Annotated in this window: 23 protein-coding genes, 1 tRNA gene and 1 riboswitch; of the genes, 15 read left to right on the plus strand and 9 right to left on the minus strand. The window is 43.9% G+C overall.

The features are described from left to right. Positions 1–138 precede the first annotated feature (138 nt). The 5 genes from ilvD to CL176_RS08675 all read left to right on the plus strand — a co-directional run bounded on the left by ilvD (position 139) and on the right by CL176_RS08675 (position 6,106). The gene (gene ilvD / locus CL176_RS08655) at positions 139–1,827 is read left to right on the plus strand and encodes a dihydroxy-acid dehydratase (RefSeq protein ID WP_118990953.1); all 1,689 of its coding nucleotides are present in this window, start codon (positions 139–141) and stop codon (positions 1,825–1,827) included. A gap of 183 nt (positions 1,828–2,010) precedes the next feature. Then, the gene (gene ilvB, locus CL176_RS08660) at positions 2,011–3,732 is read left to right on the plus strand and encodes a biosynthetic-type acetolactate synthase large subunit (protein WP_118990954.1); all 1,722 of its coding nucleotides are present in this window, start codon (positions 2,011–2,013) and stop codon (positions 3,730–3,732) included. Then, entirely contained in the window at positions 3,729–4,211 is a 483-nt protein-coding gene (gene ilvN / locus CL176_RS08665; RefSeq protein WP_118990955.1) for an acetolactate synthase small subunit, read from the plus strand. The genes ilvB and ilvN overlap by 4 nt, the downstream gene beginning before the upstream one ends. 28 nt (positions 4,212–4,239) lie before the next feature. Continuing rightward, complete coding sequence (gene ilvC / locus CL176_RS08670) at positions 4,240–5,241, plus strand: ketol-acid reductoisomerase (RefSeq protein WP_118990956.1); 1,002 nt, start codon at positions 4,240–4,242, stop codon at positions 5,239–5,241. A gap of 70 nt (positions 5,242–5,311) precedes the next feature. Then, positions 5,312–6,106, plus strand: coding sequence for an ABC transporter ATP-binding protein (locus tag CL176_RS08675; protein WP_118990957.1), 795 nt, complete (start codon positions 5,312–5,314; stop codon positions 6,104–6,106). A 383-nt stretch (positions 6,107–6,489) separates the two neighbouring features. On the opposite strand, the gene CL176_RS08680 is transcribed toward CL176_RS08675, so the two are convergent. Together CL176_RS08680 and CL176_RS08685 are read right to left on the minus strand one after the other, a co-directional pair. Continuing rightward, positions 6,490–6,993, minus strand: coding sequence for an LURP-one-related/scramblase family protein (locus CL176_RS08680; RefSeq protein WP_162890907.1), 504 nt, complete (start codon positions 6,991–6,993; stop codon positions 6,490–6,492). A gap of 16 nt (positions 6,994–7,009) precedes the next feature. Further along, positions 7,010–7,501: an LURP-one-related/scramblase family protein gene (locus CL176_RS08685; protein ID WP_118990959.1), complete on the minus strand. Its 492-nt coding sequence runs from the start codon at positions 7,499–7,501 to the stop codon at positions 7,010–7,012. 470 nt (positions 7,502–7,971) lie between these two features. After that, a riboswitch (TPP riboswitch) is annotated at positions 7,972–8,071 on the plus strand. A gap of 68 nt (positions 8,072–8,139) precedes the next feature. Here CL176_RS08685 and CL176_RS08690 point away from each other — a divergent pair. The 6 genes from CL176_RS08690 to CL176_RS08715 all read left to right on the plus strand — a co-directional run bounded on the left by CL176_RS08690 (position 8,140) and on the right by CL176_RS08715 (position 14,067). Continuing rightward, positions 8,140–8,439 carry a thiamine-binding protein gene (locus CL176_RS08690; protein ID WP_118990960.1) on the plus strand — a complete coding sequence of 100 codons (300 nt, stop codon included), beginning with the start codon at positions 8,140–8,142 and terminating at the stop codon, positions 8,437–8,439. After that, on the plus strand, positions 8,408–9,202 hold the full coding sequence (locus CL176_RS08695; protein ID WP_240430476.1) for an ABC transporter permease: 795 nt from the start codon (positions 8,408–8,410) through the stop codon (positions 9,200–9,202). Before CL176_RS08690 ends, CL176_RS08695 begins: the two co-directional genes overlap by 32 nt. A gap of 2 nt (positions 9,203–9,204) precedes the next feature. Beyond that, entirely contained in the window at positions 9,205–10,188 is a 984-nt protein-coding gene (locus CL176_RS08700) for an ABC transporter substrate-binding protein (protein ID WP_118990961.1), read from the plus strand. Next, positions 10,189–10,917 (plus strand): ABC transporter ATP-binding protein, encoded by a 729-nt coding sequence (locus tag CL176_RS08705; protein WP_118990962.1) that lies wholly within the window; start codon positions 10,189–10,191, stop codon positions 10,915–10,917. A gap of 244 nt (positions 10,918–11,161) precedes the next feature. Further along, entirely contained in the window at positions 11,162–12,919 is a 1,758-nt protein-coding gene (locus CL176_RS08710) for an IS1634 family transposase (RefSeq protein WP_118989622.1), read from the plus strand. Between the two features lie 665 nt (positions 12,920–13,584). Beyond that, complete coding sequence (locus CL176_RS08715; protein WP_162890908.1) at positions 13,585–14,067, plus strand: hypothetical protein; 483 nt, start codon at positions 13,585–13,587, stop codon at positions 14,065–14,067. Between the two features lie 52 nt (positions 14,068–14,119). On the opposite strand, the gene CL176_RS08720 is transcribed toward CL176_RS08715, so the two are convergent. Then, on the minus strand, positions 14,120–15,010 hold the full coding sequence (locus CL176_RS08720) for a fructose bisphosphate aldolase (RefSeq protein ID WP_118991611.1): 891 nt from the start codon (positions 15,008–15,010) through the stop codon (positions 14,120–14,122). 131 nt (positions 15,011–15,141) lie between these two features. Between CL176_RS08720 and pepF the strand changes: the two genes are divergently transcribed. Beyond that, entirely contained in the window at positions 15,142–16,953 is a 1,812-nt protein-coding gene (gene pepF, locus CL176_RS08725) for an oligoendopeptidase F (protein ID WP_118990964.1), read from the plus strand. Between the two features lie 143 nt (positions 16,954–17,096). Beyond that, the gene (locus CL176_RS08730; protein WP_118990965.1) at positions 17,097–17,990 is read left to right on the plus strand and encodes an SDR family oxidoreductase; all 894 of its coding nucleotides are present in this window, start codon (positions 17,097–17,099) and stop codon (positions 17,988–17,990) included. A gap of 329 nt (positions 17,991–18,319) precedes the next feature. On the opposite strand, the gene CL176_RS08735 is transcribed toward CL176_RS08730, so the two are convergent. Beyond that, positions 18,320–18,393, minus strand: a tRNA-Arg gene (locus CL176_RS08735). A 249-nt stretch (positions 18,394–18,642) separates the two neighbouring features. Between CL176_RS08735 and CL176_RS13080 the strand changes: the two genes are divergently transcribed. Continuing rightward, entirely contained in the window at positions 18,643–18,798 is a 156-nt protein-coding gene (locus CL176_RS13080) for a YARHG domain-containing protein (protein WP_420824190.1), read from the plus strand. A 270-nt stretch (positions 18,799–19,068) separates the two neighbouring features. Beyond that, a complete protein-coding gene (locus CL176_RS08745; protein WP_118990966.1) occupies positions 19,069–20,559 on the plus strand; it encodes an amidase family protein in 1,491 nt (496 codons plus the stop codon). Positions 20,560–20,858: 299 nt separating this feature from the next. On the opposite strand, the gene CL176_RS08755 is transcribed toward CL176_RS08745, so the two are convergent. The 5 genes from CL176_RS08755 to CL176_RS08770 all read right to left on the minus strand — a co-directional run bounded on the left by CL176_RS08755 (position 20,859) and on the right by CL176_RS08770 (position 26,689). Next, on the minus strand, positions 20,859–21,257 hold the full coding sequence (locus CL176_RS08755; protein ID WP_118990968.1) for a mechanosensitive ion channel family protein: 399 nt from the start codon (positions 21,255–21,257) through the stop codon (positions 20,859–20,861). Positions 21,258–21,315: 58 nt separating this feature from the next. Further along, a complete protein-coding gene (locus tag CL176_RS12330) occupies positions 21,316–21,480 on the minus strand; it encodes a hypothetical protein (RefSeq protein ID WP_162890909.1) in 165 nt (54 codons plus the stop codon). 1,952 nt (positions 21,481–23,432) lie between these two features. Next, positions 23,433–24,323, minus strand: a complete 891-nt coding sequence (locus CL176_RS08760) for a PfkB family carbohydrate kinase (protein ID WP_118990969.1) — start codon at positions 24,321–24,323, stop codon at positions 23,433–23,435. After that, a complete protein-coding gene (locus tag CL176_RS08765) occupies positions 24,313–25,671 on the minus strand; it encodes a purine-cytosine permease family protein (protein ID WP_118990970.1) in 1,359 nt (452 codons plus the stop codon). The genes CL176_RS08760 and CL176_RS08765 overlap by 11 nt, the downstream gene beginning before the upstream one ends. Beyond that, positions 25,664–26,689 carry an ADP-ribosylglycohydrolase family protein gene (locus tag CL176_RS08770; protein WP_118990971.1) on the minus strand — a complete coding sequence of 342 codons (1,026 nt, stop codon included), beginning with the start codon at positions 26,687–26,689 and terminating at the stop codon, positions 25,664–25,666. Before CL176_RS08770 ends, CL176_RS08765 begins: the two co-directional genes overlap by 8 nt. Positions 26,690–26,795 lie beyond the last annotated feature (106 nt).

Genomic DNA, 26,795 nt, shown 5'->3' on the forward strand with positions numbered 1-26,795 from the left:
ATTGTACCCTTTCTTTTGAAATTGTCAAAGCTTGTAAATGATAAATTGCTGAGATTCGCACTACTAATTATCATTTTTTATGTTAAAATAGAATACATGTAAGTAAGCTTATCGAATATTGAAAGAAGAGGTGTTAGGATGAGCGACAAAGATTTAAGAATTAAAAGCCATGTCTATGATGGCGCAGTTAAATCGCCCAACCGGGCTATGCTAAGAGCTACCGGGATGGACGATGAAGCATTCGAAAAACCAATTGTTGGTGTCATCAGTACATGGGCAGAGAATACGCCTTGTAACATTCATTTGCACGATTTAGGCAAAATGGCCAAAGCCGGTGTATCAGACAGCGGGGCTTGGCCAGTTCAATTCGGAACGATTACGGTATCCGATGGGATTGCCATGGGTACACAAGGCATGCGCTATTCATTACCTAGCCGGGATGCAATTGCTGATTCTGTTGAAATTGCAATTGGTGGCCATAACTGTGATGGTTTTGTGGCGATTGGTGGCTGTGATAAGAACATGCCTGGTTGTGTGATTGCCATGTGTAATTTAGATATTCCCTCTATCTTCGCTTATGGCGGAACTATTGCACCAGGTAAATTAGACGGCAAAGATATTGATCTTGTCTCCGTCTTTGAAGGTGTTGGTAAGTGGAATAACGGTGATATTACTGATGAGCAGCTAAAAGAAATTGAATGTAATGCCTGTCCTGGTCCAGGTGCATGCGGTGGAATGTACACAGCGAACACGATGGCTTCAGCTATTGAAGCACTTGGTTTAAGTTTACCGGGCTCATCCTCTCACCCTGCCATCACCCAAGAGAAAGAACAAGATGTGTATGATGCAGGTGAGGCTGTCAAGACTTTAATCGAAAAGAATATTCGCCCAAGCGATATTCTAACGCGTGAATCTTTTGAGAATGCGATTACCTTAACGATGGCTTTAGGCGGATCTACGAATGCAATTCTCCATTTATTAGCCATTGCCCATGCTGCCAATGTGGACTTGACGATTGATGACTTTAATACAATTCAAGAGAAAGTTCCTCATTTAGCAGATTTAAAACCATCCGGTAAATACGTCTTCCAAGACTTATATGAAGTAGGCGGCGTGCCAGCTGTGATGAAATACTTATATCAGAACGGTTATATCCACGGTGATTGCCTCACAGTTACAGGCAAGACGATTGCTGAGAACTTAGAAGATGCCCCAGACTTGAAAGAAGGCCAAGACGTAATCATGCCTTTAGATAATCCTAAACGTGCTGATGGCCCACTTATTGTCCTCAAAGGAAACTTAGCGCCTGACGGTGCCGTTGTTAAAGTATCCGGCTTGAAAGTTCGTCGTCATGAAGGACCTGCTAAAGTCTTCGACACCGAAGAAGAAGCGATTGAGGCAACCTTACGCGATGAAATCGTAGATGACGATGTGGTAATTGTTCGTTATGTAGGGCCTAAGGGTGGACCAGGTATGCCAGAGATGCTTTCGCTATCTAGTTTACTTGTTGGTAAAGGCTTAAAAGTCTGTCTCCTAACAGACGGTCGCTTCTCAGGTGGGTCTCACGGCTTTGTCGTTGGACACATTGCCCCTGAAGCACAAGACGGCGGACCAATCGGCCTTGTTGAAGATGGTGACATCATTATTATCGACCAAGATACCCGCGAATTGACGATGAAGGTTTCGGACGAAGAACTTGCGGAACGCGATAAGCAGCGGGTCATTCCACCTCTTGAAACACGCGGCGCTCTCGGCAAATACGCTCACCTCGTTTCAAGTGCATCCAAAGGTGCCATTACAGACCTTTGGCAACGAGAAGACTTATAAAACAATTTGACAAAGACAAAAATTAAAATAATCTCATTTTGCGGTTGATTTTTTAATGTGAAACTTGTATAGTTCTAATATGAGTTGTATACATTCGGAACTCATACAGTGGTAAAGTCCCCCAACACTAGCAGATGACTGCCGGGGGACTTTATTAAATATATTATAAGGAGGCGTTCATAATTGGAAGAGACATCACAGCAATTTACACGTCCAATCAAGACGGGTGCAGATTTAATCGTGAAAAGCTTGGTGGACAATGATGTCGAAGTGCTATTCAGCTATCCAGGTGGAGCGGTACTGCCGATTTTTGACTCGATGTATGAATTGGATCCGCCCTTTTCAAATATTCTGTGTCGTCACGAACAAGGTTTGGCCCACGCAGCTGAAGGCTATGCCCGGGTAACTGGTAAGCCAGGGGTTGTGCTTGCTACATCCGGTCCTGGGGCTACCAATACATTAACCGGAATCGCTGATGCGATGCTAGACTCTCTACCGATGATAGTTCTAACAGGTCAGGTTGGTACAGGCGTCATTGGGACCGATGCTTTCCAAGAAGCAGATGTCATTGGTTTAACAACGCCAATTTCGAAATATAACTACCAAATCAAAGCGGTCGAAGATATTCCGCGCATCATTAACGAAGCTTTCCATATCGCCACAACAGGTCGTCCAGGTCCGGTTGTCATCGATGTGCCGAAGAATATCTCTGAAGCCGCTGTTCGTGAGGAGTATTCTGGTGACTTCTACTTACCAGGCTATCAACCTACTGTTGAACCGAACATTAGCCAAATTAAGCGGGTGGTTGAAGCCATTGCTGAAGCGGAGAAACCGGTGGTTCTCGTCGGTGGCGGCGTTAACTTAGCCGACGCTTCCAAAGAGTTCTTGGAATTCGTTGAGCGCTATCAAATTCCAGTCGTCAATTCCTTACAAGGAACGGGAGCCTTCCCTGGCAGCCATGAATTAGCCTTAGGCATGGCTGGCATGCACGGGACTTATGCAGCTAATATGGCTATCAACGATAGTGACTTACTGATTAATATCGGGGCACGCTTCGATGACCGCTTGACGGGGAACTTGGCCTTTTTCGCACCGAATGCGAAAGTGGCTCATATTGACGTAGACCCGGCCGAAATTGGCAAGAACGTCAAGACAGATATCCCCGTCGTGGGTGATGCTAAAGCCGCTTTACAAGCACTCTTGGAAGAGGAAACCGTTGAGGTAACTTTTGCTGCCTGGACACAAGAATGTCTTGCAAATAAGAAAAGACATCCTCTTTGGTTCAAGCACCAAGATGAGCGGATTTCTCCACAATGGCTCATTCAAGAAATATCTGAGCGGACCGATAATCAAGCGATTGTCGTCACGGATGTTGGTAAGCATCAGATGTGGGCTGCCCAATTCTACACGCAAGACAAGTCAAATAAATTCGTATCTTCGGGTGGTCTTGGGACAATGGGCTTCGGCTTACCAGCCGCTGTCGGTGCCCAAATTGGTCGTCCAGACGATACGGTTGTATTAATTTCGGGTGATGGTAGTATTCAAATGACCATCCAAGAACTTGCTGCCGTTCGTCAGTACCAGTTGCCGGTGAAGATTTTTATCTTAAATAACCAAACCTTGGGTATGGTTCACCAATGGCAGGAACTTATTTATTCCGACCGCTACGCCCAATCCGTGTTAGACGGTGACTTAAACCCTGATTTCGTAAAACTTGCGGAAGCTTATGGCGTTAAAGGCATTAAAGTTGAAAGTGAAGACCAAGTCCCAGCGATGTTAGACGAAGTGTTTGGTAATCGGGATGCTTATGTGGTTGAAATTATGATTCCAGCAACAGAGAAAGTATTCCCAATGGTCCCTGCTGGCAAAGCAAATACTGAAATGTTAGGAGTTGATCCCCTATGAAACGAATCATCACAGCTACTGTAGAGAACTCAAGCGGTGTGTTGAATCGATTGACGGGATTATTTGCCCGACGCACTTTTAACATTGAAAGTATCACGGTGGGTACAACGCCAGATGAAACGATTTCGAAGATGACCTTTGTCGTCCAAGTTGAAAGCGCGGAAGAAGCCGAACAGCTCATTAAGCAATTGAACAAGCAAATCGATGTTATTAAAGTTAACGACATCACCGATTTGCCGATTGTTAAGCGGGAATTAGCTCTGATTAAAGTGAAAGTTTCCAAATCGACTCGTCCGGAAGTTCAAAGTATCATCGAACCTTTCCGTACAAATATTCTTGACGTTTCCAAAAATTCGATTACTATAGAAGTTACCGGTAACACTTCAAAAGTCGATGCCCTCATCGACCTTCTGACGCCATACGGCATTATCGAAGTTTCACGTACTGGTATTACAGCCTTCCCTCGCGGAACGAAATGATTTTTAATTAATAAGGAGATTGATATAAATGGCAAAAGTTTACTATGATTCAGACGTTAATACAGCAATTCTTGAAGATAAGACAATCGCAATCATCGGTTATGGCTCACAAGGTCATGCCCATGCAAAGAACTTACGCGATAGTGGCTTTAACGTAATCGTAGGTTTACGTGAAGGTAAATCATTTGATGCAGCTAAAGAAGACGGTTTCGACGTTAAATCTGTTGCTGAAGCTGCAAAAGAAGCGGATGTAATCATGATCTTAACACCTGACGAGCACCAAAAAGCAATCTACGAAGCCCATATTGCTGATAACTTGGAAGCTGGTAATGCTCTAGTATTCGCTCACGGCTTCAACATCCACTACGGACAAATCGTACCACCAGCAGATGTTGACGTATTCCTAGTAGCACCAAAAGGCCCTGGTCACTTAGTACGTCGTACTTACGAAGAAGGTGCAGGGGTACCATCTCTCGTTGGTGTATACCAAGACGCTACAGGCCATGCTAAAGAATTAGGAATGGCTTATGCTGTAGGTAACGGTGGCGGACGCGCTGGTATCTTAGAGACAACCTTCAAAGAAGAGACTGAAACAGACTTATTCGGTGAACAAGCTGTTCTATGTGGTGGGGTTAGCGAATTAATTAAGACTGGTTTCGAAGTCTTAACTGAAGCTGGCTACCAACCAGAATCTGCCTACTTCGAAGTGTTACACGAAATGAAATTAATCGTTGACCTTATTTATGAAGGTGGCCTAGAGAACATGCGCTACTCAATCTCAGATACAGCTGAGTGGGGAGACTACATGAGTGGACCACGCATCATCACTGCTGATACGAAACAAGCAATGCGTGATGTATTAACAGATATCCAAACAGGTGAATTCGCCCGCAACTGGATCTTAGAAAACCAAGCAGGACGTCCTAAATTCAACGCAATCAAACGCAATGAATTAGAACATCCAATCACTGAAGTTGGTAAAGAACTTCGTGGCTTAATGCCATTCATCGGTGAATCTTTAGTAGACTAATTGAACCCCTGTTACCATTCAAGCCCCTTCACTGCTCAGTGAGGGGCTTTTCTAACGAAAGGAGTTTAATATGCAAGCAATCATTCGAGTCGAAAATATCTCCTGGCAAAGACAAGGCAGAAAGATTCTAGAAGACGTGACCTGGGAAGTAAAACCTGGAGAGCAATGGGCTATCCTTGGCTTAAACGGTTCGGGCAAGACCAGCTTGTTAAATATCGTCACTGGCTTTCAATTCCCATCATCGGGCTACACCGAAGTGTTAGGCACCGTCTTTGGCAAAGGGGGTAACATCCCGAATCTCCGTCAAGAGATCGGCTTTGTTTCCAGTGCTTTGAAGCGTTTTGAAAAGCCCTTTAATAGTCAGACAGCAAAAGCCATTGTCCTTACCGGGAAATATCAAAGTGCTCAAATCTTTAGTTTCCATGAGATTACGGCAGAAGATGAGGCTCGGGCTGAAGCTATTTTGGAACGTTTGGGTATTGGTTATTTAACAAAGCAATATTACCGCACGTGTTCCCAAGGTGAACAACGTCGTATCCTCATTGCTCGGGCCTTAATGAACCGGCCGAGGCTGTTGATTTTAGATGAGCCGTGTGCAGGGCTTGATGTAAAGGCTCGGGAAGAAGTCTTAGCTATGATTGATCGCTTAGCGGCCAGTGAGACCCAAGTTCTCTATGTGACGCATTATATAGAAGAGATCACCCCTGCTATCACTCATCTCCTCTTACTTAAAGATGGATCAGTTGTCGCTCAAGGCCCTAAAGCGGAGGTGCTAACCGATGAGAATTTGACGCAGACCTATAAATTGCCTGTAAGTATTCGGGAGCACCAAGGTCGGGCGTATTTACAAATTGAGCAGGCTTAAATTTACGCCGATTTTCGTTCAATCTGTTTGATTATTCCGTGGGGGCTGGTTCCCACGGAATAAATTTTGGGCATTATTCCGTGAGGCAGGGTCTCCACGGAACTTTCAGCCGTTTGGACTGCGTGGGACTTATTTCCCACGGAATTTTGACGCGATTTTATTCCGTCGGGCCTGCTCCCCACGGAATCGGGTCATGTATTGATGACCAGTTTTAGAATAAAGGATTGGCCAAGCCCTAGCGAGCAACTTCCCCAATCCAATGTTAAAAAGCACGCTAATTTACCTAGCGTGCTTTCTTAGTCTGTATACATATTGATGCCTTTAGCATATTGCTTCATCATATGATGTGGCAGCGCAAGGGCTTTACTTGGGAATCCATATGCTTAACTATTCGCTTCTTGAATCTCTTCGCGTTCCTTATCGCGCACCATATCAATAGCTAAGACGACGGCTACAACATAGATTGGATCAATGGATTTATCTTCAATGTCAATGACGAAAGAATCACTTAAGGAGACAAGTTTTTTGCGAATTTTGGCTACTCTTTGCTTATCTTCATTATAGATACTATAGCGGTAATCCATAATATCGCCTTCGATATACCAGCCGATGTCAGTAAGTTTGTAACGGTCTTTAAAGAGGGTCAGCTTCTTCTTAATCTTTGTGACGGTTTTACCGTGGACTTTAACTGTCATCTGAGGCAATAAGGAGACGATTTTCTCGCTAACTTGGGCTAATTCTTCATTGCTTTGAGCGTCATATATCTTGAATTTGCGGCCAATTGAGAACATCTTGCCTTTAACTCGGTAGACCGGTTTATTTCTGCCATCCTTAATATCGAAATTATCTGTCAGTGATACAATGCGCTCTTTCATATAAAGTTTCATGTCTATGCACCTTCCTCTATAAAACGGCAGCATCGGCAGAATCGGCAACTAAATCGATTGCCATAACTACGGCAATGACGTATATCGGATCAACTAGCTCGTTATTAATGTGAACTTTGAATGTATCACTCCAAGCAAGTAATTTCCTCTGGATACTCGCTAGAAGCTCCCCGCTTTGATCATATATTTGATAATTATAAGCGAGTATATCTCCTTCAATGCGCCAATTCAAGCCACTCACGTCGTAAGCTTCCCGAAAGAAGGTCAGCTTTTGGCGGATACTGGTTACCAGTGTATCGTTGACATAGATATCCATTTGAGGCATCCAGCTTAGAAGTTTCTGTTTGATTTTCGCCCGCATCTGGTTTTGACCGATTTCATAAATAGCTAACTCCCGGCCGAGCGAGAAGAATTTTCCTTTCACTTCATACATGACTTCTCCAGCTGAGTTATATATATCGAAATCTTGCTTTAAGGATCTGATTCTTTGTTTCATGAGTAGTTCCATAATGCCCTCCAAACTAAATTATAGCATATTCCCCCGTCTGTTAAAGCGTTTGCATTTGCGAGACTTTGACACTTGCCAGCCTAAAAACTCTCTCTAAACGTTGGTGTATAGCACTTATATTGTCAAATATCTCGTGCATATTTTTCGTACTATTTTTTCATCAGCTACAAATATGACAAAACATTGTTATTATCACATTTTCCTTGTATAAAAACGCTCTATGAATTAGATTGCTTTGACACTTACATTATACTTCATACTTCAAAAAAATTAAATATTTTTGTATTAAAGTACGAATAGTACGCTTTTCTCCGTTGGCATAAACTCCTCTGAAATGATTATTTAAAGAGGTTTTAGGTACCCTTTGGCCTTTAGAAGTGTCAAACGCAAGATTATAGCGTATTCTCCCGTCCTATTAAAGCGTTTGCATTGGCTGGTTGAATTCCTCCTATTAGCGTGCTATAATGATGCAAAGACACAAGGGGTGCCCTTTAGGGCTGAGATAGCACGTGCTAAACTCTTTAACCTGATTAAGTTAGGACTTACGTAGGGATGTGTAGATTCAAGTGAATCGATTAATATACGCATGCGATACCTCCTTTCAGGACCTCTGTGTTCAGTGAAAGGAGGATTTTTATATGTCTAGAGGAAGTATTGCTTTTCAAGTACTCCCCTTGTATACCGAAGAAAAGCGCAGCCTTGCAGCAATTGACCGGGCGATTGCCCATATTCAAGCGCAGCAAGATATTCACATGAGTGTGGGGGCGTTCGAGACCACTTTAGAAGGCGAATTTGCCCGCCTTATGCAAGTGCTTGAAGAAGCGGTTGTCATTGCCGGCGAGAACGGTGAAGACATCTTCGTCAACGTCAAATTACGTTATCACAAAGAAGGAGAGATGTTGACCAGTGAAGACAAATTGGCGAAATATCGCTCGTAAACTTAGCCCTTGGCTGCTTGCGGTTGTTCTTGTGATTCTCTGGGAAATGGGCGTGCGCTTAGCTTGGCTGCCACCCTTTATTATTCCGTCACCGACCGAAGTAATCGCAGCTTTAGTGAGGGACTGGCCGAACTTAATGCATCATAGTCAGGTTACCCTCATGCAGGCACTCATCGGGCTCGGCATTGGTGTAATGATTGCGGTTGTCCTTGCACTAATTATGGACAGCCTTCCCCTCATTCGCCAGGCGGTTTATCCTCTGCTTGTCGTCAGTCAAACGATTCCAACCGTTGCGATTGCACCAATCCTTGTTCTCTGGCTTGGATACGATATGGCACCCAAAATAGTCCTTGTCGTCTTAACGACGGTCTTCCCAATTGTCATTAATTTGTTGAACGGCTTTAGCCACGTTGACCAAGATGCGGTGCAATTGTTGAAGCTGATGGGGGCCAATACCTGGGATATTCTTAAACATGTCAAGCTCCCTGGCGCCCTCCCCTATTTCTTCAGTGGCTTACGCGTTAGTGTCTCTTATGCTTTTGTCGGTTCGGTGGTTGCCGAATGGCTAGGTGGCTTTGAAGGTTTAGGGGTCTATATGATCCAGAAGAAGAACGCCTTCAGCTATGACCATATGTTTGCTGTAATTGCCGTTATTTCTTTAATTAGTCTCCTCTTTATTTGGCTCGTATCGCTTATAGAGCACTTCTCAATGCCTTGGCTTCACCGAGACACTAAGCGCTCTCACGCTAAGAAAGGAACTTAACCATGACCAAAATATGTACAATATTGCTTCTCCTCTTTAGTTTCTGGCCAACAACGGCCTTCGCCCAAGCAACTGATGCACCTGAGACGATTGATTTCGTTTTAGATTGGGTGCCGAATACCAATCATACCGGTATTTTTGTTGCGGAAGAACTCGGTTATTTCGAAGAAGCTGGTGTGGCTGTGAACGTCCAACGGCCACCCCAAGGAAGTGTGACGGAACTGATTGGCCTAGGGAACGCGCCTTTTGGCATTAGTTTCCAAGATACAATGGCTCATCGCTTAGCTGGAGGGCTACCGATTACTGCAGTGGCAACCATTCTTGAGCATAATACCTCGGGCATTATCTCTGCTGAAGCAGCAAACATCCAAGAGCCAACCGATTTAGCTGGCCATAGCTACGGAACTTGGAATGATCCGATTGAACAAGGGATGCTCCGCTATATCATTGAATCTGAAGGTGGTAACTTCTCAGATATTCAACTTATCCCGAATCAAGCAGACAACTCTGTTGTTGGCTTAGCGACCGAGCAATTTGATTCTGCTTGGGTATACTACGCTTGGGATGGCTTCCTGGCTGATTCTTTAGACGTTCCTACGAACTTCTTCTACTTCAGAGATTATGCTGAGGAACTAGATTTCTACTCTCCGGTCATCATCGCCAATAATGACTATCTCAAGGCAAATCCTGAACAAGCCAAAGCAGTTATCCAAGCCATTAAGAAAGGCTACCAATACGCGATGGAACACCCAGAAGAAGCGGCCGATATTCTGCTCAAACACGCCCCTGAATTGGAAGACCAGCGTGATATGGTACATGCTTCCCAAGCGTGGATCAGTGAGCAATACGCCAGCGACCCTAGCCAATGGGGGCATATCGACGAAGCCCGTTGGAATGCCTTCTATCAATGGCTTTGGGATAAGGATTTAGTCGAAGCTGATTTAACTCAGGAGTCTCATTTCACGAATGAATTCTTAGGTGATTAGATGCTTGAAGTAAAGAACGTGAGTTACCACTACGAAAACCATGATGTTCTTCGAGATATTTCCTTGTATGTTGGTCAAGGAGAGACCATTGCGATTCTTGGACGTAGTGGCGTAGGCAAAACGACCCTCTTTAATCTCATCGCTGGCGTACTAGCGCCTCAAAGCGGAACAATTCAAATCAATGGGGACCCTAATATTCAAGGGAAAGTGAGCTACATGCTCCAAAAAGATATGCTGCTTCCGCACAAATCAATCCTCGAGAACATCATGTTGCCTCGCTTAATTGCTGAGGAGAAAACCAAAGATGCACAGGCAAAGGCTTACCAACTTCTAGAAAATTTCAAACTCAATCAATGGGCAGACTACTATCCCAAAGCACTGAGTGGCGGTATGCGGCAACGTATCGCCCTCTTGAGAACTACAGCCTTTGGCCGTGAGTGGTTACTTCTTGACGAAGCTTTCAGCGCCTTAGATGCGATGACTCGGCGTTCCTTGCACCGTTGGTTCATCAACTACCGCAAGGAAATGCATATTTCCAGCCTGTTAATTACCCATGACATCGATGAAGCCATACTCTTGGCTGACCGGGTTTATGTCATCGCTGGCCAGCCCGGACAAATCATCGAAACCTTGGAAATTAATCTGCCGGAAGCAGACATCGATACGCAAATATTCCAACCTGAGTTTCTAGCTTATAAGCGAACACTCCTGGATTTGTTGGATGCCTAGGGTTCAAGAAGCCACACGCATACTGCCTTCCATGTAAATACACACCATATACAAGTCGCCACCTGTAGCTAGGTTGGCGGCTTGTTTTTGGTATGAGTGTCGGGAGTTTGACACTTCCATTTCATAAGAACCCTCCAAAAGCCTGTCATGGCTTTATTTTTTTGTCAAATTTCGCTTGAAATAATTGCGTACTATTTCGTACTATGTTATAATTAGCTTAAGAATAATGCTCGGAGGTGTTAATATGCGTGTGAAAATAAGTCAATCAAAAAACTCAATTTCCTATTCCATCATCAAAGACGTCATGAAAAATGGCAAAAAAACTACAAAAATTGTGGAAACTTTAGGAAATTACGACGAAATCAAAGCGAAATATCCTGATCAAGAGCCTCTCGAATGGGCAAAAGCTTATGCCAAGAAATTAACGAAAGAAGAAAAAGAAGGAAAGACACGTATTATTTCAGTTTTTGATCGCAGTAAACTGATCGAGTACCAGCACCGACCCCTCAAAGAGATTACCTATTTGTACGTTCAAAATATATTGTCATTACTTAAACTGGATAACTTTCTTGAAAAGATTGAGGCAAAATCACATCTTTCGTTCTCGCTATTTGACGTATTGACCATGCTCGTGACGAATCGCATGGTTGAACCCACCTCAAAACGTAGTGCCTATGCACAAGCTCAAAGCTATCTTGAACCACCTACTTTTCAGCAGCATCACATATATCGTGCATTGGAGCATCTTGCAGCATATTCAGAAGCTCTCCAATCCCATATCTATAAAGAGAGTGCTATGCACGTGGAACGAAACAATCACATTCTTTATTATGATTGCACTAATTTCTTCTTTGAAATTGAAGAAGAGGATGGGAAGCGAAAGTATGGGAAGTCAAAAGAAAACCGCCCAAATCCAATTATCCAGATGGGACTCTTTATGGATGGTTCGGGCTTTCCTTTAGCTTTTAGTCTATTTGGAGGCAACGAAAATGAACAGCCTTCCTTACAACCTTTGGAAAAAAGAATTCTAAAAGATTTTAAGCTATCTAAATTTGTCGTCTGTACAGATGCGGGTCTATCCTCAACAAATAATCGTCGCTTTAATTCGATAAAAAACAGAGCGTTTATTACCACGCAATCTCTAAAGAAATTAAAGAAAGTCGAGAAAGATTGGGCTCTATCCCCTCTTGGTTGGAAGACGTTTTCCAGCAATAAAACATATAATTTGAACGAAATTGATGACCTAGAAAACGATACACGAATTTACTATAAAGAACGATGGTATAAGCAAGACCCTACACTAGAGGAAAAAAAGAAAGGTGTCCAGCCACTTGAGCAAAAAATGATTGTGACCTATTCACCTAAATATGATCGTTACCAAAAAGAAATCCGAAATAAACAAATTGACAGAGCTATTAAAAAGATGGGGCAAAAAGATCCTACAAAAAATAGTAATCCAAACAGTCCGGCCCGCTTTATTCAACAAGTCAATATTACACAAAATGGTGAGGTGGCTGATGAATCTGTATATACACTCAATGAGAAGAAAATTGCCGAAGAAGCTAAATATGATGGCTTTTATTGCGTGTGCACTAATTTAGAAGGCGATACTGAAAAAATCGTTGCAATTAATCACCAGCGCTGGGAAATAGAAGAAAGTTTCCGGATAATGAAAACAGAATTTAAAGCACGACCTGTTTATCTACATCGTGAAACTCGTATAGAGGCTCACTTCTTAGTCTGTTTTATTGCCCTTCTTGTGTATCGTATCGTCTCCCAATTATTAGGCGATCAATATACTTGTTCTGAGATTTTACAATGCTTAGAAGAGATGAGATGGTTTGAAATACAAGGCGAGGGATATATCCCTGCGTATCAACGTACACCTTTAACGGATCAGTTACATTCTATCTTTCCTTTTCGAACAGACTATCAATTTATTGGTGACAAAGAATTTAATAAGATAAAAAAACTTTCTGCCTCAGGTAAAATAAACAAATAGTACGCTTTTTTCAGCAAAAAGAAAACCGCCTAAAAGACTGTAAAATCAGGCTTATAGGCGGTTTTTTGCTTTTGAAAGTGTCAAAGACGAGAAATTAATCTGCCGGAAGCAGACATCGATACGCAAATATTCCAACCTGAGTTTCTAGCTTATAAGCGAACACTCCTGGATTTGTTGGATGCCTAGGGTTCAAGAAGCCACACGCATACTGCCTTCCATGTAAATACACACCATATACAAGTCGCCACCTGTAGCTAGGTTGGCGGCTTATTTTTGGTATGAGTGTATGGACTGATTCAGGCAGAGGTTCCGATCGTACGGTGCCGGTTCTGACATTCCGTGGAGAATGGGTCCCACGGAATTTTGAAGCATTTCGATTCCGTCGGACGGCTTCTCCACGGAATTTTGGCTGATTTTTATTCCGTCGGAAGACTTTCCTACGGAATTGGTCGTATTGGATTGACATTTTTTTGGATGGAATATTCCAGAAAATGCCTGAGACTTCCTTTATCTGACTAAAACTAGCTGAATTATCAGCTTCGATAAATTCAAACAATCCAATATATCGTTATTTTAAATAATATATGATAAAGCTTATTTTTCTTTGCTATAATTATAATACGTGGTATATTTAGGGTAGTGTAAAGGAGACGAGTAGCATGAATATGGACGATTTTCTCGAAGAGATGGGCCCGCACATCTTAGCGTTTATGGAACTGGATTATTTGTTTCATAATGACCCTAATTATTTACTAGACTTTCTTAGCCACCATAGTGGTGAGCGCTTATGCGATTTGACAGAGGTTAATTTACTTGAGCTAAGCCCGATTATGGCACCTATGCACCACTTTTCGAATATGTATACTATCGGTAAGACGCAGGATAAAGAAACGATTCTGCTTGAGGTACTTTTCTTTCCTGAAGAGCATTACCGAAATTACGGTCCTTATGATAGCTTTTGGCATTATGATGTCCTGCAGCGCAAATTTTTAACCGAGCTGATGCAATTTATTGCAGAAGACGCTAAACAAAGTAAGCCAACCGCACCGTATCATTTCGACCGAATTATTAGTATTCACTTGAATAAGTATGCCGAAAAACTTGCTGAGCAACAGATTAATGTGCACATTTACAAAGCGCACAAGTAAGGAAATCCCCAACTCGGAGTCGCGTCGAGTTGGGGATTTTTCTGGTTTATGTTTATGCTTTATTCACAGAAGCGTCGTAAATTGAAGCAATTACTTGACCAAGTGTTTCATTAAATTCTTCATCTGATTGGCTGACCCGTAAATCTTCTGATAGGGCCCGGGAGAAACTTGCGATAACTTCCTTATTCTCTTTCAGCTTTTGGTTGGCCAAGTCAAGCGGGTAGCCACCTGACAATGCTACAATGCGGACAACATTGGGATAGCTCGCTAATTTATCATACAAGCCAGCTTTTGTAGGTAAAGTGAGTTTCAGCATGACATAATCTTCCTCACCTAAAGTATCCAATTGTGCTTTTAATTCGCGGAGGAGTACTTCTTCAATTGCTTCTTTATCTTGTGCGTCAATATTAACTTCTGGCTCAATAATTGGCACCAGACCTGCAGCCACTACTTGACGGGCAACGTCAAATTGTTGCTCAACGACTGCTTTAATCCCTTCTTCATTCAACTCTAAGATATTTGACCGCTCTTTCGTACCGAAGATATTTCTTTCATTGGCACGTTTGAGTAAGTCGGCTAATTCGGGCATGGGTTTCATCAGTTGCACACCGTTTCGCACATCTTCTAAACCATTGTCAATTTTCAGGAAAGGTAGAATGCCTTTATTTAGTAAGTAATCCGCTGTATATTCCCCTTCGATTTCACGGTCCATCGTATTCTCAAAAAGAATCGCGCCGATAATTTTATCCGAGGTAAAAGCCGGGCTAGTAATAATACGGGTGCGCATTTCATGGACTTTATCAAACATCTCTTCTTCAGTTTGATAAGTATCTTCGCTTACCCCGTAATTGGCTAAAGCTTTCGGTGTGGAACCTCCACTTTGATCTAAAGCTGCGATAAAGCCTGGGTCATTTGCCATCCTTTGTACTTGTTCTTTTGTCATTGCCATTGACTCATTCCTCCCTCGTTTTTTAGGTTAACCTAATTATAGTGCTTTTACAATTCGAATGCAAGAGAAAGTCATCTAGTTAAATGTGATACTATGATAGCACTATAACAGAAAGTAGGATGCCTATGTCAAATACACACACTTTTCCTTTAAGAGCAGAAGTAGAGACTCAAGCAACTTGGGATTTAACTGCAATCTTCTCGGATGAAGCTCATTACCAGGAAGCATTAAAGCAGTACCAAGACCTAGCTACTCAATTTCAAGAAACATACCAAGCTGGAACTCTCAGTACTGAACAGCTCATTAAAGCCTTACGCGCCTTAGAAGACATCGATACTCTCGCTTCTCAATTAAGCCATTATGTCATGCTTCCAGTTGAAGTAGATCGAACAGACTCCGAGGCTCTTTTGCGCTACCAAGCTTACATGCACATCCATCAGAAAGTCCAGCAGACGCTGCAATTCTTCACTTATCAATTACTTGAAGCTGATGAGAGCTTACTCGATGCTGCTATTGATCTTGAGCCGTATTTCGAAGATTATTTAAGCCGAATCAAGCACCAGAAGAAAGATTATCTAGGGGCTGAAATTGAAAAGACGCTGCTTCACTTCCAACCAAGTTTTGACCAATTCTATGACTTATATAATCAGGCGAAGTTGGCCGATTTAAGCTTTCCTGATTTCGAGGTGGACGGGCAAATTTATCCAATGAGTTTTGTCCTTTATGAAGATTTATACATGTACCATGAGGATACGGCAGTTCGCCGGACGGCTTTTGCTAGCTTTGCCAAAGAATTAGCCAAATATCAACATACCTTTGCGAGTAGCTATTATGGCCATGTTATGACCGAGAAAGCTCAAGCAACGGTGCGGGGGTATGACTCGGTTATTGACTATCTCTTAGACGAACAGCGGGTCGATGCAAGCTTGTACCACCGGCAAATCGATCTAATTATGGAGCATTTAGCACCCGTGATGCAGAAATACATTCGCCATGTCCAAGAAGTACGAGACTTGGAGCAAATGACCTATGCAGACTTGAAGATTGCCTTAGACCCTGCCTTCAGCTCTCCAGTAAGTTTCGCAGAATCTAAAACCTACGTTGAAGCAGCCTGCCAAGTCATGGGACCAGACTACTTCGCCCGCATTGAAGACGCCTACCAAGAGCGTTGGGTAGATTGGGCGCAAAATATTGGTAAATCAACCGGTGGATTTGCAACCATGGCCGCCGACGTGCATCCCTATATCCTCATGTCCTGGACCGGCCAATTATCAGACGTTTACACCCTCATTCATGAACTTGGCCATGCGGGTCAAATGCTTGAGTCGGACCGCCATAATTCGGTGCTTTCAGCGGACATGAGCATGTATATTGTGGAAGCTCCCTCTACCTTTAATGAATTGCTCCTTACCGGGCATCTATTAGACAGCAATGAAGATATTCGAACACAACGCTATGCCTTAAGCAACATGATTAGCAATACTTATTTCCACAATTTCGTCACCCACCTGCTTGAAGCAGCTTACCAACGTGAAGTATACCGCCGCATTGACCGGGGCGAAGCCTTTACAGCGGAAACTTTATCTCAGATAAAATTGGACGTCTTGCATGCTTTCTGGGGCGATGCAGTCGAGATGAATTCGGGGGCAGAATTAACATGGATGCGTCAACCCCATTACTATTTAGGACTTTATCCATATACCTACAGTGCCGGTCTCACGATAGCTACCCAAGCCTTCTTGAATATCCGCAAGGGGCATGAAGAAGCTATTCATCAATGGAAAACCTTCCTTACAACAGGCAATATCCCGCCAGTAGAAGCAGCCCGGATAGCGGGAGTGGATATTAGCACTGAAGAGCCGCTTATGAATACGATTCAATTTCTAGATCAAAGCGTCGACCAAATTATTGCCTACAGCCAAGCTTTAGGAGAATAGCTTACGTTCCTTTTCTTAAGGTAGAAGTGTACGCTTTTCGTTTTTCGCTAAGAATGAATAAATCTACAGGCCAAACCGTTTTGTTAGTATGTTGACTCTTTGTGTGTTAACATCAATATATCAACAAATAAGGAGTGGAGTAGATGGCTCAAGAAAATTTAAAAGATCCTAGACATATGTACCGCGAGGAAGGCTATCCTGAACAGGAAAGCAAGTCCCCAGCTGTTCAAGCTGAAATGACGCCTTTACCTGACTGTGGTGAAGCAAGCTATCAAGGGACTGGCAAACTCAAAGGCCGTCATGCCCTAGTTACTGGCGGGGACTCTGGGATTGGACGCGCTGCAGCCATCGCTTTTGCCCGTGAAGGCGCAGACGTGGTCGTTCATTACTTAGCAGGCGAAGAAGCGGATGCTGAAGAAACCGTTAAGTTAATTGAAGAAGCAGGCCAACGAGGCAAAGCTATTCAAGGTGACTTCCGTCAGGCTGGTGAAGCGAGTCGTGTATTCAAGAAAGCCTTAGATTTCCTCGGCGAAATAGATATTCTTGTCTTAAATGCTGCCCAACAATTCGCACGTAAGAGTCTTAGCGAATTAAGCATGGAACAAGTTAATGACACCTTCCAAGTCAATATCATTAGTATGTTTGAGATGATTAAAGAAGCTGAACCTCATTTAGCGGCTGGTTCAAGCATCATCACGACAACATCTGTCCAATCCTTTGAACCAAGTGAGACCCTATTGGATTACGCTGCAACAAATAGCGCCGTATCCTCCCTCACTGTTAGCTTAGCGAAATACTTCTCTGACAAAGGCGTTCGTGCCAATAGTGTGGCACCTGGTCCAATCTGGACAGCCCTACAACTTGATGGAGGAAAATTACCGGGAGAACTTGAGAAATTTGGCCAAAATAGCCTAATGAAACGGGCTGGCCAACCCGTAGAACTTGCACCGGTTTACGTATTCCTTGCTTCAGAAGATAGTAGCTACGTTACCGGCCAAATTTACGGCGTAACTGGCGGACAGAATATCGATTTATAAGCATATGAAGAAAGCACCGAGCGAATAATGCTCGGTGCTCTTTTTGTGAGGGCTTTGATACTAATTACCTGAAATATAAATAGCACGGGTAAGTATAGTATATTGAAAAACAAGCCGCGCGCTAAAATATGCACGCAAGCTTGTTCCTAAAGATTGGTATGAATATAGGTGAACTATTAAGTCAATCTAATTCAAAAAATCAGAAAATATGCCTTAAACCATTGACAAATTACAAGCAATATCTGACAACACTAGGAATAGTGTTTTTGGAGCATTGCAAAGTATTTTGGGCGAAACTACCCTCAACCTTATTGCATCAGCAACATAAACGGAGATACCCGGAATTGAACCGGGAACCTTTCCTTTAGGAGAGGAATGCTCTATCCGATTGAGCTATATCTCCAAAGACACTCTTTAGCATACCAAAAAAATCCCTTCTTGCCTAGTATGTTTCGCCTTTTTCTGATCTGAAAAGTGTCTTTTGTTATTCGAGCTAAATAAATGACCAGTCAGGAAATTTCCTCCATTTGCATACTGGCTCTTGGTATACTATAGGTAAGCAAAGAAGCAATTATAAATAGGAGGAAAAGACTATGATATTCTCACAAAGCAAGGAATTATATTTAAGTCATGCGGAGTTGCGAGTCGTTCAATCGAAGAAATACATTTAGGTAAATATGAAATTTATGCTCGGTACGGTTATATCTTCACCTCCGAAGAATTACAGGCTCATTTCCAAGGGCAAAATTGGTGCAAGGAATGCTTCAATGGTGAGACCTTCCCCCCAACAGCTGTTAAACGAGGTTGAGGCCTATAATTTCGATTTTCTTAGTACAGTTGAAGAAAGTCGAATGTCTGTATAATTTCCCAAAAAATATTTTATTTTTTGATAAAATATGGTAAACTATTCAATATAATCATAGACAGTAATTACTGTTGCTGTCTTCCGTCAAGAAGCAAAGATAAGCTTCCAGTTATCCTATGATTATAATAGAATGACTGGGCTTTCTTTTTTTGTCTTTTATAATATACAATTTGTTGTTTGCAATTTATTATTATACTTTGGGAGAGGATGCCTATGTTATTTAAGCATGACGCAACACATTATGGCGTGGCTATTAAAGATGGCTCTTATTCGGTGAAGTTAGTCACCGAGTATGCTTTTGAGAATATTCACCGCTTAAATCCTCAATTGAATGCAGTGAATTATATTTATCAAGACCAAGCTCTTGCACGAGCTAAACGCTTAGATAAACATCTCGCGACACTTTCATCTGCTGAGCGCCGGAAGCTTTCGCCTTTCTTCGGTGTGCCGATTCTACTTAAAGATTTAGGTCAACTGTGGAAGGGGTCGGTCAGTTCTCAAAGTTCCAAACTCTTTCTAGGCAAGAAATCCACCACCACGGATGATTTTATCAGAATCGCTAGTGAAGCAGGCATGATTTTCGTTGGTCGGTCTAATACGTCAGAATTTGGTTTGAAAACCGTCTCCGATTCTCTGTATTTCGGCTCAGTCAGAAACCCGCATAACTTAGCCTATAATCCAGGAGGTTCTTCAGGTGGCGCGGCTGCTTCGACTAAATCAGGCATGGTCCCTTTAGCGGCAGCCTCAGACGCAGGAGGTTCAATCCGGGTACCCGCCTCAGACTGTGGATTAATTGGTCTCAAGCCCAGCCATGGTCGCATTGCTGCAAGTCCTCAAGTATTGCGTCGGATAAATGGCTTATCGGGGAATTTCTTTATCGCTCGTTCGGTTCGGGATATCTTCAATGGTATTCAAGTTTTCCAAGCGATGCCAAATCCTAGTCGCAATACCTTACCCATCATTCAAGAAGATGAATTAAAGGCTATCGATAGGCCCTTAAAGATTGCCTACACCACTGACCATCCGCGAGGACAGGGAAACAGTTCCGATGCTATACAGGCTATTGAAATGACGGTTCAGGCTTTGAGAAATTTAGGCCATGAAGTCGAAGCTATCGCTTTACCGGTTGATTATAATGAATTGATGGATTACTATTATATGATTCTAACCGTTGAAATTGGCAAGAATATTCTGCGTATTAAAGAATCTGGCCAGCAAATTCAAGCCGAAGATATCGACCCACTTGCCTGGCTATGTTACCAAACCGGGCCACACATTCCAGCCTTTGCGTATTCAGATTTCGTCTTATATCAAGACGAATTAATCGCTCAAATGGACCGCTTTTACGAACAGTATGATGTTCTCTTGACACCAACAACATCAGCTGTGGCCCAGAGGAACGATGCCCTCGCCTATAGCCAATCATTGGTAGATCGGATAAATCGCGCTTCGTCCCTACCGCCACAAACCCTGTGGGAATTAGCCCATGAAGCCTTTGATCACGTATATCAGCGAACCTCTTACTGCCCCTTAATGAATATTACCGGCCAGCCCGCTATTTCCTTGCCCCTTTACGAGAATGCGGACGGCTTGCCATTAGGTTCCCAATTTGCTGCCAAGCGAGGTCAGGAATTGCTCCTCATCCAATTAGCAAAGCAACTCGAAAGACATGGCTATCTAAAGGCAAACTGCATCGAACTATAATCTCAAAAAAATGACGCAAAAGCTTAGGAGCTTTGCGTCATTTTTAATTATTATTGCTCTATGCGAATATACATTGGAACTGGCATTTCAATATTCTTAGCTTCAAAGGTGTCATAGAGGCCATTCTGCATAATCATCCGGTTCTTACCGAGTTCAGTAACGGAACTGAAGTATTGAATATAGATTCTAAAGCCATTGGCATCGAGTTCTGCGCGAATTTTGGGCTTACGATTGTATTCATGGTATTCTAAATCGCAATTAAATACTTCTAATTGCTCTTCGTCATAATTATCGATAATTTACGTATATTTCTCATGAGCAACCTTCCCTGCTATTCTCAGTGCTTCTTCTCGATTAACTTCAAAGCTGGCCAGAATATCTACCTCTTGCATCACAAAAGAATCTTCAGGCGTATAATTATACACGGTTGATGAGAAAATAAAGCGATTTAGCATAGAAACGTAACACCCTGTTGGAGACAAAGTCTCAACCAGATCTCCTAATTCGTCACGGTTAAACTCAAGAATATCCATATCAATGACTCTGCTGGTAATCCCATTCGAATCAATTAAATCACCAATATAGAAGGGATAACGAATACTGACATAGAAATAAGCTACCATATCCACAATTAAATACTTAGCAGCTAAGGCCACAAAGGGAATAATAGGCCCAAGTATCGGGTATGCGAGAACCAAATGTTACCCACCAACAAGATCATGATTTAAGCAACAACTATTCTAAAATTCCGTATAATCACCGGGTTGTCTTCTCACTTTCAATATGCCTAGACAATAACCACAGCAAGAACTTAAGAAAAAGAAACGCTAATACAATTAAAGCGATCGAACTAGCTAATTGCATCATGAAGAAGCTAGGATTCTCTAATAAATTCTCTAAACAATTTAAATATCGATCCATTCGACTCCTCCTATGTAATAAACATCAAAGTACATTTTGGCACATAATGAGCTATTAAACATACAATAGTGGGATATTTGCGCATATAAATTTACCTCTATATTCTGGGGCCAGTGCTTGAATCACCAGGAGGTGGAAGTCAGTGTGTTTGTTCTTAGGAAGCCACGGCGATTGCCGTGGCATCAATCTTTATTGAGAACAGACGTAAGGAACTGGCTCAGATGTGTGTGCGAAACTGAGAGATGCGTCCCCCTTGTTAACTTATCTGCGGGCGGGGATAGCTATTCTATGGGAGTTGGTAGCGGGGGTAATGGCGTGGTGGAGGTGTGCCACGGTAGTCTGGAGTGGGTGTAATGACGTGGTAGAGACGCACCACGGTAGTCAGAGGCGGATTCTATGACGTGGTAGAACTTTACCACGTAAGTCTGGAGTGGGGGCAATGACGTGGTGAAGGTGTACCACGTTAGTCTGGGGTGGAAGCACTGGCGTGGTAGAGACGCACCACGGTAGTCTGGAGTGGGAGCAATGACGTGGTGAAGGTGCACCACGTTAGTCTTGAGCGGATTCAATGGCGTGGTAGAGACGCACCACGGTAGTCTGGAGCAGGTTCTATGACGTGGTGGAGACGCACCACGGTAGTCTGGGGTGGAAGCAATGACGTGGTAGAGACGCACCGCGTTAGTCTGGGGTGAGTGCACTGGCGTGGTAGAGACGCACCACGGTAGTCTGGGGTGGGGGCAATGACGTGGTGAAGGTGTACCACGTTAGTTTGGAGCGGATTCTATGACGTGGTGGAGATGTACCACGTAAGTCAGGAGTGGAAGCAATGGCGTGGTAGAGACGCACCACGGTAGTCTGGGGTGGAAGCAATGACGTGGTAAGGACGCACCACGGTAGTCTGGGGTGGAAGCAATGGCGTGGTAGAGACGCACCACGGTAGTCTGGGGTGGGGGCAATGGCGTGGTGAAGGTGCACCACGGTAGTCAGAGGCGGATTCTATGACGTGGTAGAGTCTTACCACGTAAGTCTGGTGCAGAGGCAATGACGTGGTAGAGACGCACCACGGTAGTCAGAGGCGGATTCTATGACGTGGTAGAACCTTACCACGTAAGTCAAGAGCGGGAGCAATGGCGTGGTAAGGACGCACCACGGTAGTCTGGAGTGGGAGCAATGACGTGGTGAAGGTGTACCACGTTAGTCTGGAGTTGGGGCAATGGCGTGGTAGAGACGAACCACGTTAGTCTGGGGTGGGTGCACTGACGTGGTGAAGGTGCACCACGTCAGTCAGGAGTGGGGGCAATGGCGTGGTGAAGGTGCACCACGTTAGTCTGGAGTGGAAGCACTGGCGTGGTGAAGGTGCACCACGGTAGTCAGAGGCGGATTCTATGACGTGGTAGAGTCTTACCACGTAAGTCTGGTGCAGAGGCTATGACGTGGTAGAACCTTACCACGTAAGTCAGAGACAGGTTCTATGACGTGGTGGAGATGTACCACGTAAGTCTGGAGTGGAAGCACTGGCGTGGTAGAGACGCACCACGGTAGTCTGGAGCAGGAGCACTGACGTGGTAGAGACGCACCACGGTAGTCTGGGGTGGAAGCACTGGCGTGGTAGAGACGAACCACGGTAGTCTGGGGTGGGTGCAATGACATGGTAGAGACTTACCACGTAAGTCTGGTGCAGAGGCAATGACGTGGTAGAACCTTACCACATAAGTCAAGAGTGGGAGCAATGGCGTGGTAAGGACGCACCACGGTAGTCTGGGGTGGGTGCAATGGCGTGGTAAGGACGCACCACGGTAGTCTGGGGTGGAAGCACTGACGTGGTGAAGGTGCACCACGTCAGTCAATAGCAGATTCGCTGGCGCAGTCATGATATATCTCGCAATTTTAAATCGCCGTCGTTGCAATGAACGACGGCGATTTAAGTTTATCGAACGAGCATATCCGATTTTTCATTCATTCAGATGTAACTGTGCTAAACTAGCGCCTCTTTGGGCTACCACTTGTCCAGCTACCTGATTGCCTAACTTTGTTGCTGCTAAGGATGACAAGCCTCTTGATTTGCCGATGATAAAGCCTGCTGTGTGGGCATCGCCCGCTCCAATTGTATCGACAACTTGGCTTGCCTCAGCTGGAACTTCCGTCATCGTAACGCCATCATAATAGCGGGCTCCTTGGCCGCCCATTGTAGTTATGATGTCATTTTGTGTGTATGAGTACAAGTCATTAACCGCTGCATCATAGGTGTCTTGCTGAGACAAGGCGAATAATTCGGCTTGGTTGGCGTGAATAATCGGCGAGAGTGCGTAAATTTGTTGTAATAATTCTCGGTTCAAAAAGTCTGCTCTTGGACTGGGATCAAAGATAATGGTAGCGTCCGGCATTTGCGTCACCCAATCGAGAATGACCCAGCCGGATTCACCTTCCAATTCATAACCGGATAGATAGATGTAATCATAGACAACTTGTGGAATATAGGCCTGCCAGTCGGCTTGCCAATGCGTTTCCACTCCGGGCACGGATAGGAAGGTTCGCTCGCCATCAGCTTCAACAAAGGCAATGTTCCAACCGTTATCCATCCGCTCATCTTCGACCAGTATTTGTATGGCTTCTTTTTGGAACTGGTTACGAATTATATCGGCATAAGGTCCTTCTCCAATAGGACAGAAGAAATCATGGGCAACCGCCGCTTGGGTCAAAAGGCGCTGAACATTATACCCGCAACCTCCGACCAGTACTTCTTCGAGTTCTCCGTAAATATCATCGCCTGTCTTTGGCAAGCGGTCGATATTGACAATGATGTCTATGACGGCTGCACCAATTACTAGGGTTCTAGCTTGCATGATGTCCCCTCCTCACAGTTGACGTCAGCCACATCAAAGTGGCGCTAACTATCATCGCTAGCAGTACTCCCAAGGAATTATCGGCGAAAAGACCTGTCGCAAAAGGCCCGGTAAAGAACTGATTATTCGTAAAGAGAAAGCCAGTTCCTACCCCGACAAGCCAGCTGCTGATGGCGGGCCAATTAGCTTGATTCGGTCCCTTTACTTTAAGTAGTTCAAGATTGTACCCTTTTTGCCGGCGATTGATTAGGTAATCTACGAGAAAGACTGCCGCCCAAGCAGCTAGTAGAATGCCTAGCAGGCCGAGAAAGGTTTCAAAGATACTGAGAAATGAGGCAGAAAAGAAGAGCACGTATAAAGCAATGGTCACCATCAAGAGTCCGTGCAGGAGCATCGAAGTTTTTTGGCTCATGTGAATATTCAAGGATGCGAGGTTCATATTGGCTGATTGCAGGCTGACAATACATTGGGGAATGAGTCCGCCCACAGCCGTCAGAAGGTATACTAGGCCGAGTCCACTGGGTAAAGCTGCATGGATATCTAACATAGGATTAGCCGCCGTAATAAAAGCTGGATGCATATTACCCAGTATAATCCCCGCTGTCAAAATAACAAAAAGCGGAATAAAGGCACCGATCGTCGTGCTCCAAAAAACGCTCGAATGGGCTGCTGTCTGCTTTTGATAGGCGCCATAATCTGCACCGGCAATGGCCCAATTGATTCCCGTTCCAGCTGCGATAATCGACACAGCAGGCCAGAAGCCTGATGCCCAGCCCCCTGCAGGCCTGGCAAGTAGCTCACCCCAATTCGCATCCCTAAGAAGCACCCATAAGACCAAGAGGGTTAAGGCACCAAAGACATACGTCAGGATGGTCTGAACTTTCGCCAATCGGTTAGCATCAATCCGTCCAGACAATAAAACCAAGGCGACAAAAATAGCTAGAGAAAATAGTGTCACAAACGTCCCTTCAATCCCTAGTAAATTCTGGAAAAACACATTCAAAATAAGGGTTCCCGTGACAATATTCACCGCTAACCAACCAATTAAATTTAACCAAGCGACAAAATTAGGAATAATATTCCCTTTGATACCAAAAGGTGCTCGTGACAGGACAAAGGTCGTAATTCCGGTCTTTTGGCCAATGACACCTATCCATCCAACCAAGGCAAAGGATCCGGCCCCTAGGGCTGCAACCATAAGTGATTGATAGAAATTTAGTTCGTAGCCAACAATCATTGTCCCCATAACAATCCCAAGAATGCCAATATTATTCGCAAACCAAATAAAGAATAAATCACGCGGAGTCGAGCGTCTTTGGTTATCAGGAACCTGTATTTCATTATTCATATAACTTACCTTCTTCCTTAAAACGTGTATATATTGCTTGAGCATAGTTTTCTAAGTTAACCGCATTCGCCTCATCAATCAACTCTACCCAGGCTGAGTCAATCTGGTCAAAGCCCTGGTAAGCTCCACAAATAGCACAGGCCATGCAACCAATGGTATCCGTATCCCCACCGAGATTCGCACATAATTTCGCACAATGAGTTACGTCCTGAGCATAGTAAGCAATAGCTAAAGCTGCCGGAACTGATTCCGTAATCAAAGTCGTCGTCCCTAATAAGTCATACACAGCTTGCAAAAAGAGTTGGTCCGCATTTTGGAAGCGGTGGGCTAAGTTGATGCCTAGTTTGATGCGTTCTTTAATAGACGCTTGATAAGTCTCTGCCCCTTTGCTTAAGGCCAAATCATGCAGATGATAGACAAACTCCAGCATATCCGCCCAGTCTCGCCCTTGGGTAAAATAGCTCACAGCACCAGCTACAACAACCGCACCCGCAATCGCAACATCAGACGAGTGAGTTGTGGCCGTAATTTCTGTCACATAGTCAATGAGAGCTGTTGCTTCATCCGGCGTGAATAACAAACCAATCGGTGAAATGCGCATCGCAGAACCATTGGTAATAGCTTGATTGGTAATTACACCAAGCTCTTCGCGACATTTGCCTGCTCGCATCCCTAACAGCGCTGCCTTCGTCGACGGACCGAATATTTCCTTCTCAAAAGCTTGATTCACCTCACCCCATTGAATTAATTTCTCAGCAATATCTGCTTGCTTCGGTTGAAAATCCGTCGCAATAAGTGAATCAAGTATTACCAAGGCCGTCGCTGTATCGTCCGTAAACTGACCCTTGGTGAAATTCTTCGCCACCTCATTGCTTTCTGGTCCATCCAGAAAATCATTAATCTCCCCGAAATAGTCCTGAATCTTCGCCCGCGACCAAAGCTCTCCCGGCATCCCAAAAGCGTCACCAATCGCTTGGCCATATAAGGTGCCTCGTATCACTTGCAACGTTTGATCCAAATTATCCCCTCCTTTAAAGTGCTTTAATCGTCTGTTTTATTATACAGCAAGGAATGTTTTTAGACAAAAATCAGTGAATCAGCAAATGAGTTGAGATAGATCCTTT

The organism is Suicoccus acidiformans, assembly GCF_003546865.1.
GTDB classification, from domain to species: domain Bacteria; phylum Bacillota; class Bacilli; order Lactobacillales; family Aerococcaceae; genus Suicoccus; species Suicoccus acidiformans.